The sequence below is a fragment of the Skermanella pratensis genome, assembly GCF_008843145.1.
Classification (GTDB): domain Bacteria; phylum Pseudomonadota; class Alphaproteobacteria; order Azospirillales; family Azospirillaceae; genus Skermanella; species Skermanella pratensis.
Map to the genome: position 1 here is coordinate 4,528,661 of NZ_CP030265.1, position 13,084 is coordinate 4,541,744.

The 13,084-nt window shown below is 68.6% G+C and carries 13 protein-coding genes; 12 read left to right on the forward strand and 1 reads right to left on the reverse strand.

Translation table 11 applies throughout. From position 1 onward, the window contains the following. Positions 1 to 36: 36 nt before the first annotated feature. On the reverse strand, positions 37 to 1,491 hold the full coding sequence (locus DPR14_RS20800; RefSeq protein WP_192499065.1) for a putative bifunctional diguanylate cyclase/phosphodiesterase: 1,455 nt from the start codon (positions 1,489 to 1,491) through the stop codon (positions 37 to 39). A gap of 226 nt (positions 1,492 to 1,717) precedes the next feature. Here DPR14_RS20800 and bktB point away from each other — a divergent pair, with 226 nt between their 5' ends. From bktB to DPR14_RS20855, 12 genes are all read left to right on the forward strand, one after another. Next, the gene (gene bktB, locus DPR14_RS20805; protein ID WP_246148405.1) at positions 1,718 to 2,920 is read left to right on the forward strand and encodes a beta-ketothiolase BktB; all 1,203 of its coding nucleotides are present in this window, start codon (positions 1,718 to 1,720) and stop codon (positions 2,918 to 2,920) included. Next, a complete protein-coding gene (locus DPR14_RS20810; protein WP_211103841.1) occupies positions 2,913 to 3,329 on the forward strand; it encodes a PaaI family thioesterase in 417 nt (138 codons plus the stop codon). The genes bktB and DPR14_RS20810 overlap by 8 nt, the downstream gene beginning before the upstream one ends. A gap of 33 nt (positions 3,330 to 3,362) precedes the next feature. Next, positions 3,363 to 3,806, forward strand: a complete 444-nt coding sequence (locus tag DPR14_RS20815; RefSeq protein ID WP_158046842.1) for a GNAT family N-acetyltransferase — start codon at positions 3,363 to 3,365, stop codon at positions 3,804 to 3,806. A gap of 65 nt (positions 3,807 to 3,871) precedes the next feature. Continuing rightward, complete coding sequence (gene nanR, locus DPR14_RS20820) at positions 3,872 to 4,582, forward strand: transcriptional regulator NanR (protein ID WP_158046843.1); 711 nt, start codon at positions 3,872 to 3,874, stop codon at positions 4,580 to 4,582. 50 nt (positions 4,583 to 4,632) lie between these two features. Then, positions 4,633 to 6,390 (forward strand): D-apionate lactonase family protein, encoded by a 1,758-nt coding sequence (locus DPR14_RS20825; protein WP_158046844.1) that lies wholly within the window; start codon positions 4,633 to 4,635, stop codon positions 6,388 to 6,390. Between the two features lie 86 nt (positions 6,391 to 6,476). Next, complete coding sequence (locus tag DPR14_RS20830) at positions 6,477 to 7,478, forward strand: sugar ABC transporter substrate-binding protein (RefSeq protein WP_158046845.1); 1,002 nt, start codon at positions 6,477 to 6,479, stop codon at positions 7,476 to 7,478. Further along, positions 7,475 to 8,500, forward strand: coding sequence for an ABC transporter permease (locus DPR14_RS20835; protein ID WP_158046846.1), 1,026 nt, complete (start codon positions 7,475 to 7,477; stop codon positions 8,498 to 8,500). Before DPR14_RS20830 ends, DPR14_RS20835 begins: the two co-directional genes overlap by 4 nt. Positions 8,501 to 8,512: 12 nt before the next feature. After that, entirely contained in the window at positions 8,513 to 9,877 is a 1,365-nt protein-coding gene (locus DPR14_RS20840; RefSeq protein ID WP_211103842.1) for a sugar ABC transporter ATP-binding protein, read from the forward strand. Next, a complete protein-coding gene (locus DPR14_RS27885; RefSeq protein WP_211103843.1) occupies positions 9,808 to 10,050 on the forward strand; it encodes a hypothetical protein in 243 nt (80 codons plus the stop codon). Before DPR14_RS20840 ends, DPR14_RS27885 begins: the two co-directional genes overlap by 70 nt. Beyond that, positions 10,050 to 11,030, forward strand: coding sequence for an ABC transporter permease (locus DPR14_RS20845; RefSeq protein WP_246149390.1), 981 nt, complete (start codon positions 10,050 to 10,052; stop codon positions 11,028 to 11,030). The genes DPR14_RS27885 and DPR14_RS20845 overlap by 1 nt, the downstream gene beginning before the upstream one ends. After that, complete coding sequence (locus tag DPR14_RS20850; protein ID WP_158046848.1) at positions 11,027 to 12,100, forward strand: Gfo/Idh/MocA family protein; 1,074 nt, start codon at positions 11,027 to 11,029, stop codon at positions 12,098 to 12,100. The genes DPR14_RS20845 and DPR14_RS20850 overlap by 4 nt, the downstream gene beginning before the upstream one ends. Positions 12,101 to 12,721: 621 nt before the next feature. Next, entirely contained in the window at positions 12,722 to 12,856 is a 135-nt protein-coding gene (locus DPR14_RS20855; protein ID WP_158046849.1) for a YHYH domain-containing protein, read from the forward strand. Positions 12,857 to 13,084 lie beyond the last annotated feature (228 nt).

Sequence of the window (13,084 nt, forward strand, 5' to 3'; positions counted from 1 at the left end):
CGGGCCTTCACGGGGTTTTTCATGGAGTCGCCGGCGTCATGCCGGCGGCTTCCAGTGCTGCGCGCCTTCCAGCAAGCGGGCGGCGCCCGCCCGGTCGACCGGGCGGGAGAAGTAATAGCCCTGGCCGAAGTCGCAGCCCATGGACCGGAGCTGCGCGATCTGCCCTTCGACCTCCGCGCCCTCGGCGACCACGTCCATGCCCAGGCTGCGGGCCAGGTTCATGATCGTGTTGACGATCTGGAAGCTCTCGGCGCTCTGGTCCATGGCCGACACGAAGGAGCGGTCGATCTTGAGCACGTCCAGCGGCAGCCGGTGCAGGTAGCTGAGCGACGAGTAGCCGGTGCCGAAATCGTCGATGCTCAACCGGATCCCAAGCTCCTTCAACTGGGACAGCATGCTCACCTCCCGGTCGGCGTCGCCGATGGTGACGCTCTCGGTGATCTCCAGCCGGAGGGTGTGCGGATCGATCCCGGTCTCCTCGACGATGCGGCGGACCTGGGGCACCAGGTCGGGTTCGGCGAATTGCCGGGGCGAGATGTTGACGCTGACGGTGAGCGGCGTCTCGCGCGGGTATTCCTCCTGCCAGGCCCTGGTCGTCATGCAGGCCTCGCGCAGGATCCAGAAGCCCAGGGCCACGATCAGGCCGGTATCCTCGACGACGGGGATGAAGTCGCCGGGATAGACCAGGACGCCGTCGGGACGCCGCCAGCGCACCAGGGCCTCGAAACCGACGACCTCGTGGCTTGCGAGCGACACGATCGGCTGGTAATGCAGGACGAATTCGCCGTTGGCGTAGGCCCGCCGGAGATCGGCTTCCAGGATCAGCCGCGTCATCGCCGAGCGGCGCATCTCGCGGTGGAACAGCTGGACCCGCGACTTGCCCAGCGTCTTCGCCCGGTACATCGCCAGGTCGGCGTCGCGCAGGACGTCCTCGGCATAGGCGTACGCCGTCGTGCCCAGGCAAATGCCGATGCTGGCGCTGGAATAGACCTCCTGCCCGTCGATCACGAAGGGGTGCTTCAAGGCTTCCTGGACGCGGTCGGCGAAGCGGACGGCGTCGCCGGGATCGGCGACGTCGGTCAGCAGGACGGCGAACTCGTCGCCGCCGATCCGGGCCAGCGATCCGGCGCCGGGTTCCGCCAGCCCGGTCAGCCGGGCCGCGACCTCGACGATCATGCGGTTGCCGGCAGGGTGGCCCAGGCTGTCGTTGACCACCTTGAAGCGGTCGAGGTCGATGAACAGGACCGCGAAGTCGAGCCGGCGGTCCTCCCTCTTGCGGACCATCGCCCGGGTCAGCAGGTCGAGGAACCGCGCCCGGTTCGGCAGCCCGGTCAGGGGATCGTGCGAGGCGTCGTGGATCAGCCGCTCCTCGGCCCGGCGCCGTTCGCTGTCGGCCTCGGTGGCGATCGTCTCCAGCAGGGCGATCCGCCGCTTCTGCCGGGACAGCCGCCTTTTCAGCCGCACGATCTCTGCCGGTTCGTGGGAGGTCATGGAGACCCGCGATCCAGGCAAATCACTTCTTCCGGAAGATCGGAGGCGGTTTCCGTCATGTTTTACGCTAAACCTTCCGGAGATAGATTCGTTATGCATGTTCGACAATCATTAGTCGCAGTCCGTGAAAAATCGTTAAATACGACCTTATGACGATAGTCGGGGTGACGGTGGCGCGGGACCGATGTGCCGGGTAGATTGCAGGCAAAGATCGAAGGAGGAAACCGTGAGCGACACTCGAGGAGCGGGCCAGGACGTGGTCATCGTCAGCGGCGTGCGGACCGCCATCGCCGACTTCGGCGGCGGGCTGAAGGACGTCCCGCCGTCCGAGCTGGGCGCCCTGGTGATAGGCGAGGCGCTGGGCCGGGCGGGCGTGCCGGCCGCGGACGTGCAGCACGTGGTCATGGGCCAGGTGATCCAGAGCGAGCCGCGCGACATGTACCTGTCGCGCACGGCCGCCATCGGCGCCGGCATCCCGCCGGAGGTCCCCGCCTTGACGCTCAACCGGTTGTGCGGGTCGGGCGTCCAGGCGATCGTGTCGGCGGCCCAGATGATCATGCTGGGCGAATGTTCGGTCGCGGTGGCCGGCGGCGCCGAAAGCATGAGCCGGGCGCCCTATGTCACGACCGGGGCGCGCTGGGGCGTGAAGATGGGCGACAGCACCCTGGTGGACGCCATGACCGCCGCGCTGAACGATCCGTTCGGCAACGGCCACATGGGCGTCACGGCGGAGAACGTGGCCGAGCGCTTCGGCATCGACCGGCGCACCCAGGACGAGTTCGCGGTGGAGAGCCACCGCCGCGCCGCCCGGGCGATCGACGCCGGATACTTCAAGGACCAGATCGTGCCGGTCGAGGTCAAGACCCGCAAGGGCGTCCAGGTGTTCGACACCGACGAGCATGTCCGGCGCGGGCTGGCGGTCGAGGACGTGGCCAAGCTGCGGCCGGTGTTCAAGCCGGACGGAAGCGTGACCGCCGCCAACGCGTCGGGCATCAACGACGGGGCCGCCGCGGTCGTGCTGATGTCCGCCGCGGAAGCCGAGCGGCGCGGCATCCGGCCGATGGCGCGCATCCTGTCGTGGGGCCATGCCGGCGTGGCGCCGGAGGTCATGGGCCTGGGGCCGATCCCGGCGGTTCCCAAGGCGCTGGAGCGCGCCGGCCTGTCGGTCGCCGACCTGGACGTGATCGAGAGCAACGAGGCCTTCGCGGCGCAGGCCTGCGCGGTCGCGAAGGAGCTGGGGCTGCCGGCGGACCGGACCAACCCCAACGGCGGCGCGGTCGCGCTGGGCCATCCGGTGGGCGCCACCGGCTGCATCATCACGGTCAAGGCGCTGTACGAGCTGAAGCGGACCGGCGGGCGGTACGGGCTGATGACCATGTGCATCGGCGGGGGCCAGGGCATCGCCCTGGTGATCGAAAACCTTGGCTGACCATCCCATGACCTTCGAGGAGCTTGCGGCGGCCGGGTGGGAGCAGCTGCCGGATTCCGGCTTCCTGGGCCTGGTCGGCCCGATGTGGCGGCGGGGCGAGGTGTTCGGGTTCCTGGCGGAACCCCGGCACGCCAATTACATCGACGTCGTCCAGGGCGGCATGCTGATGACCTTCGCCGACCGCGCGCTGGGGATCTGCGCGTGGGAGGCGGCGGTCAACAAAGCCTGCGTCACGATCCAGTTCGACATGCAGTTCATCGGGGCGGCGGATATCGGCGATTTCGTCGAGATCACGCCGGAGGTCATCCGCAGGACGCGGACCCTGGTGTTCCTGCGCGGGACGATCCTGGACGGCGACCGGGTCGTGGCGTCGGCCAGCGGCGTCTGGAAGATCCTCGACCGGAAGTGATAGCCTGTCCCTCTGCATTGACAGGAGGGCGGCATGGTCGAGATCAGGGATCCGAAGCCGGAGGACGAGGGCGTCTGGCGGGAGTTGTGGGCGGGGTACAACCGCTTCTACGGGGCGGACGTGCCGGAGGAGGCGACCGCCGGCACCTGGGCCCGCATCCTGGACCCGGAATCGGCGATCTTCTGCCGGCTGGCGGTCCGGGACGGCGCCGTCGTCGGCTTCGCCAACTGCGTGGTGCATCCCAGCACGTGGTCGACGGCGTCCTCCTGCTATCTCGAAGACCTGTTCGTGTCGCATGACGCGCGCGGGACCGGGGCCGGCCGCGCACTGATCCAGGACCTCGCCGACCAGGGGCGGGCCAAGGGGTGGCGGCGGGTCTACTGGCATACCAGGCAGGACAACGCGGTGGCCCGGCGGCTGTACGACCGGTTCGCCCCGGCGGACGGTTTCGTGCGGTATGTCGTCGATCTGACTTGAGCTTTGCCGGCACTGGCGCGATCATGATACCAGTTCGCATAGCTGTATCCGCCAGAGCCGCCCCTATGACCTCCATCGACCCGATCCCCCGGCGCAAGCTCTACCAGGAGGTTCTGGACCGCCTGCTCGCCCGGATCTCCAGCGGCGAGTACGCGGTCGGCGACCAGCTTCCCAGCGAGCGCCAGCTGATGGAGATGTACAAGGTCGGCCGCCCGGCGATCCGGGAGGCGATGCAGACCCTGTCCCATATGGGGCTGGTGTCGATCACCCACGGCGAGCGGGCGCGGGTCACGCCGATCACCGCGGACCGGGTGATCGAGCAGGTCGGCGAGACGGCCAAGCACTTCATCGCAGGGGCGCCGGAGAACCTGGAGCACCTGAAGGAGGCCCGCGTCTTCTTCGAGGTCGGCATGGTCCGCTTGGCGGCGGAGCGGGCGACCGAGGAGGATATCGGCCGGCTGGCCCGCCGGCTGGAGGACCACCGGGACGCGCTGGCCGACCTGCCCAACTTCCTGCCCTGCGACATGGCCTTCCACCGCGAGATCGCCACCATCTCCGGCAACCCGATCTATGTGGCGGTCAGCCAATCCATGTTCGCGTGGCTGGCGGTCTACCATGTGAAGCTGCTGCGGGCACCGGGCGCCGAGCTGATCACCATCGAGGAGCATGAGAGGATCTTCGACGCCGTCGCCGACCGTGACCCGGACGCGGCGGCGGCGGCCATGTCCGACCACCTGAAGCGGGCGAGCCAGCTGTACCGGCAGTTCGAGAGTTGACCGGACGAGCATAAGGCCGCGCATAAGCGGCCGCAAGGGAGGAACGAGCCATGAACTGCGTCACCTTGTACGGGACGGAGATCCCCCCGGCCGTGCCCCGCGTCCTGCGGGCCGGGGGCTTGAGCGCGGAGCTGGAGGACGGCGCGGTGCGGGCGGTGCGCTGGCACGGGGTCGAGATCCTGCGCGGCATCGCCTATCTGGTGCGCGACACCGGCTGGGGCACCCTGCCCGCCACCCTGTCGAACCTGTTCATCGAGGAGAGCGGGGAGGCTTTCGCCGCGTCGTTCGAGGGCGCCGTGGCGGGAGGCTTCGCGTACCGGGCGGAGATCCGGGGCGATGCCGAGGGCCGGCTGAGCTTCGAGGTGACCGGGAACGCCTCGGCCGACCTGGAGACCTGCCGCACCGGCTTCGTGGTGCTTCACCCGATCGACGGCGTGGCCGGGGAGCCGGTGGAGGTGGAGCATGCCGACGGCAGCCGGGAGACGACAAGGTTTCCCAGGCTGATCAGCCCCGGCCAGCCGATCCTCTCGATCCGCAGCCTGACGCACGCGCCGGCCCCAGGCGTGCGGGCGATCTGCGGCTTCGAGGGCGACGTGTTCGAGATGGAGGACCAGCGGAACTGGACCGACGCCTCGTTCAAAACCTATGTCCGGCCGCTGTCGCTGCCCACGCCCTATACCATCCCGGCGGGAACCCGGCTGACCCAGGCGGTGCGGCTGGAGGTGGGCGGACGGCCGGAGACGGTGCCGGCGCGGGCGGCTGACGGCATCGCCGTGACCGTGGGGCGGGCGCTGGACCGGACCATGCCACCGGTGGGGACCGGGATCGACTGGCAATGCATTCCCGAGCGGGCGGAGCCGGGGTTGGGGCTGCTGGTCGCCCGGCTGGGCGCCCGGCAGGGCGACGTCGAGGCACTGCGGACCTATGGCGCGCTGGCCCGGCAGGCGGGCGCCGAGCTGTTCCTGGAGCTGCCGCTGGAGTGCAGGGAGCCGCCGGAGGCGGAGTTGGGGGAGATCGCGCGGCGGATCGAGGCGGCGGGGGCCGAGGTCGCCGGGGTGACGGTGGCGCCGGCGGCGTACCTGAAGAGCTACCAGCCGTCCGGGCCGTGGCCGGACGTGCCGGGCTTCGCGGAGGTCTACCGGGCAGCGCGGGCGGTCTTTCCGGGGGTACGGGTCGGCGGCGGCATGCATTCCTTCTTCACGGAGCTGAACCGCGCCCGGCCGCCGGCGGAGGGGCTGGATCATGTCGGCTTCACCACGTCGCCGATCGTACATGCGGCGGACGAGCGATCGATCTGGGAATCGCTGGAGGCCTTGCCTTTCGTGATGGAGACGGCGCGGTCGTTCTGCGGCGACACGCCGATCCGGGTCGGGCCGTCCGCGATCGGGATGCGCGACAATCCCTACGGCAAAGCTCCGGTGGACAATCCGGGGAACGGCTGGGTCGCCATGGCGCGGCGGGACCCGCGCCGGCGCGGGACGTTCGGCGCCGCGTGGTACCTGGGCTATGCGGCGGCTCTCGCCTACGAAGGGGCGGCGTCGATCGCGCTGGGCGCGCTGGAAGGCGATTTCGGCATGGTGGGCACGCCGGCCTGGCCGGTCCTGCGGGCACTGGCGGAAGCGCGCGGCGCGCGGCTGCGGGAGGTGTCGGTGACAGGCAGCCGGGCCGTGACCGGGATCGCCTGGAACGGGCCGGAAGGGCCGGTGCTGTGGCTGGCGAACGGGTCGGCCGAGCCGGTGCGGGTCCGGGTGGAGGGCGGGAGTGTGATGGACCTGCCGGCCTGCGCGGCGGTGCGTGCCACCCTCTAAATTCCAGTTGTCGGCACGGTGCCGACTGGTATGATGACTGTATAAGCAAACCAAGCGGCTGAAGCCGCGGCAGGGAGGAAAAACCAATGAGGCTGACGCGTCGGCAATTCACGATTGGCACCCTCATCGCGGCCGGCACCGCCGGGATGCCCCTGTACGTCAAGGCGCAGGGCAAGAAGACCATCGCGGTCCTGTTCGACGGTCTGTATTCGCCGTTCTGGGTGGCGGGCCTGGATGTCATCAAGCAGGACCTGACCAAGCGCGGGTACGAGATGGTCCAGGCGATCTCCGACAAGGACGACAACCGCCAGTTCGAGCAGGTGCGGGCCATGCTGGCGCGCAAGGTGGACGGCATCATCATCGTCCAGACCGACAGCAACGCGGTCATCCCGGCGATCAAGGCGGCCAACGAGGCCAAGGTGCCGATGGTCCACTTCAACCGCCCGCCGGCCAAGACGGAGGCCTTCTCGGTCGCGGTGGTGGCCGACAACCGCAAGATCACCAACGCCACGGTCGAGCACATGGTCGAGGTCGCCCGCAAGCAGGGCGGCAAGTTCAAGGCGGCGATCCTGATCGGCAACCTGGGCGATCCCAACGCGATCGGGCGGCGCGACGGCTTCTTCGACGTGGTGGACAAGAACAAGGACATCATCGACGTGGTCGCCCGCATCCCGACGGAGTGGAACGCCGACGTGGCGTTCGCGGGTCTGACCAACGCGTTCCAGGCGAACCCCGACATCAACTTCCTCTTCACGTCGTCCGACTTCCTGTTCCCGCAGATCGTACAGGCAATGAAGGTTAGGAACAAGTTCCATACGATAGGACATAAGGACCATGTCATCTTCGGCGGGTTCGACGGCGACGCGATGGCCTACGAGCTGCTGAAGGACAAGTACCTGGACGCCGACGGGGTGCAGGACCTGTTCAAGGAGGCCGAACTGGCGGTCAACGCGATCGTGGACCTGCAGGAGGGCAAGACGGTGGACCGGGTGCTGCTGGACCCCGGCTTCGCGATCCACCAGGCCAACCTGGAGCAGGTCCGCGACCGGATGTGGGGCTACACCATATACAAGCAGAAGAACGGTTGAGCGGGCTGCCGATGGCGGGGACGCGGTCGACCGGGCCGCGCCGCCTGCTGCGGCACCTGCTGTTCTCCGAATATCTGGTGCTCTATCTCAGCGTCGCGTATTTCGCGGCGGTGGTGCCGTTCGTGCCGCAGATGGCCTCGGCCGAGGTGATGCGGAACATCCTGTCCGACATGCTGCCGCTGCTGATGGTGGCGATCGGCCAGACCTTCGTGCTGATCGTCGCCGGCATCGACCTGTCGGTGACCTCGATCATCGCGATGGCGAGCGTGGTCGGGGCCAGCGTCATGACCGGCGACGGCGGCTACCTGGCGGATTCCGCGCTGGCGGTGCCGGGCGCGATGCTGGCCATGGTGGCGGTCGGGCTGGCGATCGGGGCGTTCAACGGCTTCTGCGTCACCCGGCTGGGCATGCCGCCCTTCATCGTCACGCTGACGACGATGATGTTCTTCTCCGGCGCCGCGATCTGGTTCACCACCTTCCATACCGAGACCAGCAGCATCGCCAACCTTCCCCAGGGCTTCGTCGCGCTGGGCCAGGGGAATATGGGCGGCGTGCCGAACGCGCTGTGGGTCGTGGCGGCGGTCGGCATCGCGGCGCATCTGGTGCTGGCGCGGACGGCGCTGGGCCGGCGGCTGTATGCCTGCGGGCAGAACCGCAACGCGGCGGCGGTGGCGGGCGTGCCGGTGGCGCGGGTGGTCGCGGCGGCGTTCCTGATCTCCGGCGCGTGCGCGGCGGTGGCGTCGATCCTGTACACCGGGCGGCTCCAGACCGGAACGCCGATCCTGGGGCAGACGATCCTGCTGGACATCATCGGCGCCGTGGTGATCGGCGGCACCAGCCTGTTCGGCGGCAAGGGCAAGGTGCTGTGGACGGTGTTCGGCGTGCTGTTCCTGGTGCTGCTGGACACCAGCCTGAAGATGCTGGGGATGTCGCTGTTCTCGGTCTTCGCGATCAAGGGGGCGGTGATCCTGCTGGCCGCGGTGATCGACGCCGTCCGCACCCGCTTCGCCGCCCGGCTATAGGAGGCTTGCAGAATGGCCCTGCTCGACTGCGAGAACCTTCGCAAGAGCTTCTTCGGCGTCGAGGTGCTGCACGGCGTCTCGTTCTCTCTGGACCGCGGCCGGGTGCTGGGGCTGGTGGGGGAGAACGGCTCCGGCAAATCGACCACCATGAACATCCTGGGCGGCGTGCTGAAGCGCGACGCCGGGCGCATCCGGCTGGACGGCGCCGATTATGAGCCGCGCGGGCCTCGGGACGCCCTGGCCCGCGGCATCGCCTTCATCCACCAGGAACTGAACCTGTTCGAGAACCTGTCGATCGAGGAGAACCTGTTCATATCCGGTTTCCCCCGGATCGGCCCGGCGATCCCGTTCATCAACCGGGGCCGGATGCGCCGCCGGGCGCGGGAGCTGCTGGAGCAGGTGGACATCCGCCACCCGCCCGGCACGCCGGTGGGCGCCCTGAGCCAGGGCGAGCGGCAGCTGGTCGAGATCGCCAAGGCGCTGAGCGTCGATGCCAAGGTGATCATCTTCGACGAACCGACCACCTCGCTGACCCGGCGGGAGGCCGACCGGCTGTTCGGCATCATCGAGCGGCTGCGCGGGCGCGGCATCGCGATGATCTATATCAGCCACGTGCTGTCCGACGTGACGCGGATCTGCGACGACATCACCGTGCTTCGCGACGGCGCCGTGGTGGGCGGCGGGCCGGCGGCCGGGATGCCGACCGAGCGGATGATCTCCCTGATGGTCGGGCGGACCCTGGACCAGCTGTTCCCCGAGCGGACCTGCCGGCCGACCGACAGGCCGGTGCTGGAGGTGCGGGGCGTCACCCAGCCGGGCGTCGTCCACGGGATCGACCTGACCCTTCATGCCGGCGAGGTGCTGGGCATCGCCGGGCTGATGGGGGCGGGACGCAGCGAGCTGGCCCGCATCCTGTTCGGCCTGGACAGCTTCGAGTCCGGGACGATCGCGGTGGACGGCCGGGTGATCGGGGAGCCGAGCCCCGGTGCCTGCATAGAGCGCGGCATGGCCTTCCTGACCGAGGACCGGCGCGGCGAGGGCCTGATGATGCACGCCACCATCGCGGAGAACGTGGCCCTGCCCTCCCTGGACGAATACGTGTCGCCGTGGACCCGCTTCATCGACCGGACGCGGCTGGGCGACGAGGTCGGGCGGATCGGCCAGAAGGTGCGGATGCGCGCCGCCGACCCGATGGCGACCCTTGTCCGGCACCTGAGCGGCGGCAACCAGCAGAAGGTCGTGCTGGCGAAGTGGCTTCTGCGCGCCCCCGGGTCTTCATCCTGGACGAGCCGACGCGCGGGATCGACGTGGGCGCCAAGTTCGAGATCTACAAGATCATCGACACGCTGGTGGCCGAGGGCGCCGGGGTGCTCATGATCTCCTCCGAGATGGAGGAGCTGATGGGCATGTGCGACCGAATCCTGGTGATGAACCACGGCGAGATCCAGGCGGAGTTCCCACGCGGCGACTTCGACGGCGGGCGCATCCTGGAGGCCGCCATGAAACGGCGCGGGCCGGCGGAGCCGGTCAGGCTGGAGGGGGCGGCGTGATGGATACCACGAGGCTTCGGCTGGCCCTGCTGCGGAACGCGCCGGTCGGCTTGTTCCTGGTGGTGCTGGCGGTGTTCGGCAGCCTGTCCGACCGGTTCCTGGACGTGCAGAACTTCACCAACATCCTGATCCAGTCCTCGCACGTCGCGATCCTGGGCATCGGCATGACCTTCGTGCTGCTGACCGCCGGCATCGACCTGTCGGTCGGCGCCGTGATGTACCTGTCGGTGGCGCTGCTGGGCATCTACATGGCGGAGCTGCCGGTGCTGCTGGCGGTGCCGGCCATGATGGCGGTGGGCGCCCTGTTCGGGCTGGTCAACGCCTTCTTCGTGGTGTGGCTTCGGGTGGCGGCCTTCATCGTGACGCTGGCGACCCTGTTCATCGGGCGCGGGCTGGCGCTGTGGGTGACCGAGACCCGCATGGTGTTCTACCAGGACCATATCCTGTCGCTGGCGCGGGCGGAATGGCTGGGCGTGCCTTGGGCGATCTGGGTCTTCGCAATCGTCTTCGCCGCGGCCTGGACGGTGCTGAACCACACGCCGTTCGGCCGGCAGGTCCACGCGGTGGGCGAGAACCCGGAGGCCGCCGCCAAGGCCGGGATCAACGTGCCGCTGGTGCTGACCGCCGTCTATGCGGTATCGGGCGCCTGCGCCGGGATCGCCGGGTTCGTGTCGATCACCCAGGTGGGGGCGGCGGCGTCCTCGTTCGCGATGGAGAAGGAGTTCGCGGCCGTCGCCGCCGCGGTGCTGGGAGGCGTCAGCCTGTTCGGCGGGCGCGGCGGCGTGGCCGGGACCGTGTTCGGCGCGGTGCTGATCCAGACCGTCCAGAACGGTTTGGTGATCGTCAACGCCGACCCGTACATCTATCCGCTGGTCACCAGCTCGATCATCTTCCTGGCGGTCTTCGTGGACAGCCAGCGCTCCCGAATCCTGCACCGGTTGGGCCGGCGCCGGATCCGCATCGAGGAGAGACCCGTATGACTTCCATTCCTTCCTCCGTTTACGCGCCGCGCACCGGCAAGCTGCGCGGCACCCTGGTCGGCTGCGGCTTCTTCGCCGAGAACCACCTGAACGCCTGGACCCTGATGCGGGACACCCCGCTGGAGGGCGTCGAGCTGGTCGCGGTGTGCGACAAGGACGTGGGCAAGGCGGAGGCCGCCGCCCGGCGCTTCGGCGTGCCGAACGTCTATGCCGACGCCGAGGCGATGCTGGCGGAGCAGAAGCCCGACTTCGTGGACATCGCGACCACCCTGCCCTCCCACCGGGCGCTGGTGGAACTGGCGGCCCGGCACGGCGTGCCCGCGATCTGTCAGAAGCCCTTCGCCGCCAGCCTGGTGGACGCGGTGGCCATGGTGCGGGCCTGCGCCGATGCCGGCGTGCAGCTGATGGTCCACGAGAATTTCCGCTGGCAGCATCCGCTGCTGGCGGTAAAGCAGGCGCTGGACGAGGGCTGGGCGGGACGGCCGTTCTTCGGCCGCGTCCAGTTCCGCCACGGCTTCGACATCATCACCAACCAGCCCTACCTGGCGGAGGACGAGCGCTACATCATCATGGACGTGGGGCTTCACCTGCTGGACGTGGCCCGCTTCCTGTTCGGCGAGGCCGGGCGGCTCTATTGCCGGACGGCGCGGATCGACCCGCGCGTGCGGGGGGAGGACACCGCGACCATGCTGGTGGATTTCGACGCCGGCGTGACGGGGGTGGTGGACCTGTCCACCGCGACCCGGACCGAGCCGGAGCCCTTCCCCGAATGCCTGGTGCGGATCGAGGGGACCGACGGCACGATCGAGCTGGAGCAGGGCTATCGGCTGGTGCTGAGCCGGCCCGGCCACCGGGAGGTGCGGCCGGTCGATGCGGAGCTTCTGCCCTGGGCCGCCCGGCCGTGGCACGTGGTGCAGGACAGCGTTCTGGCGATCCAGCGCCATTGGGTCGATTGCCTGCGCGAGGGCCGCGAGCCGGACACGTCGGGGGCGGACAACCTGCGGACCCTGGAGCTGACCTTCGGGGCGTACCGGTCGGCGGAGACCGGCGAAGCGGTGGCGTTCGGCTGACACCCCCTCCCCCGTGGGAGAATGTCAACGGATGTCATGATTTCCGGATCAAGCCCGCGACTGCCCGGCACGATGACTGGTTGAGTCATTGGAGAAATGTAGGTCGGGTAGAGCGAAGCGGCACCCGACGGCAACGCGCCGGCTCTGTCGGGTACCGCTTCACTCTACCGTGTTTACACGGCTGACACCCCCTCTCCCGTGCGAGAATGTCAGCCGATGTCATCATTCCCGGCGCGGAGGTGGTGACGTGGGCGCCGGAAAGGCCGGAAAGGTCATCTTCGGTCACTACGGCGGGGCCGGGTCGGGGCCGGTGCCTCTGTCGGGTGTCATCATGGAGCCGGCCGGAACAGCGGAGGCCCGGCAAGGCCGAAAGGATCACGGATGAACACGGATGAAAAAGGATGGGCACGGATCACGGCGAGTCGCTGCTTCCGCGATCAGGTGGCGGGTCACCATGACCGCTTGGAACCGGCCTGAAAGTCACTGGAAGTCACTATTCCGGCCTCGGGGCGGCCGGTCGGTCCGTCCACGGCATACGCCGGCATTCTTCCGGTTGTATTGACTCCTATTTCATTCTCGCTTTCGGCAAAATATCCCGATAATCAACTCGGGAGTGATCCGATGCGCCTGAAGCTTGTCGCCGTACTGTCCGCCCTCGCCCTCCTCCTGCCGTCGATCGCCTTCGCCCATTCCGGCGGGCTGGACCGCAAGGGCTGCCACCATGACCGGAAGAATGGCACTTATCACTGCCATTGACGCCCCAGGGTCATCATGGGTCATCACGGGTCATCATGATGGCCGCCGTAGGCGGGGTGGTTGGGATCTATTCTCATGTCAAAGATCCGGCAAGGGCCGCGCCCTGCCCTGTCTTCTTACGGCTATCGGATCATAGCACAAGCGGACCAAGGACAGCAATCCTACTGATGTGCAGTGCGCCGCTGTTGTGGGAAGCAGGGATCGCATCGACTGGTGAAGGTTTGCGCT

What these genes read in the sequence shown, in the direction of transcription:
- DPR14_RS20855 (WP_158046849.1), top strand. Translation starts at nt 12,722, where the DNA reads ATGCGCCTGAAGCTTGTCGCCGTACTGTCCGCCCTCGCCCTCCTCCTG.
- DPR14_RS20825 (WP_158046844.1), top strand. Translation starts at nt 4,633, where the DNA reads ATGAACTGCGTCACCTTGTACGGGACGGAGATCCCCCCGGCCGTGCCC.
- DPR14_RS20830 (WP_158046845.1), top strand. Translation starts at nt 6,477, where the DNA reads ATGAGGCTGACGCGTCGGCAATTCACGATTGGCACCCTCATCGCGGCC.
- DPR14_RS20815 (WP_158046842.1), top strand. Translation starts at nt 3,363, where the DNA reads ATGGTCGAGATCAGGGATCCGAAGCCGGAGGACGAGGGCGTCTGGCGG.
- DPR14_RS20845 (WP_246149390.1), top strand. Translation starts at nt 10,050, where the DNA reads ATGGATACCACGAGGCTTCGGCTGGCCCTGCTGCGGAACGCGCCGGTC.
- DPR14_RS20840 (WP_211103842.1), top strand. Translation starts at nt 8,513, where the DNA reads ATGGCCCTGCTCGACTGCGAGAACCTTCGCAAGAGCTTCTTCGGCGTC.
- nanR (WP_158046843.1), top strand. Translation starts at nt 3,872, where the DNA reads ATGACCTCCATCGACCCGATCCCCCGGCGCAAGCTCTACCAGGAGGTT.
- DPR14_RS20800 (WP_192499065.1), bottom strand. Translation starts at nt 1,491, where the DNA reads ATGACCTCCCACGAACCGGCAGAGATCGTGCGGCTGAAAAGGCGGCTG.
- DPR14_RS20850 (WP_158046848.1), top strand. Translation starts at nt 11,027, where the DNA reads ATGACTTCCATTCCTTCCTCCGTTTACGCGCCGCGCACCGGCAAGCTG.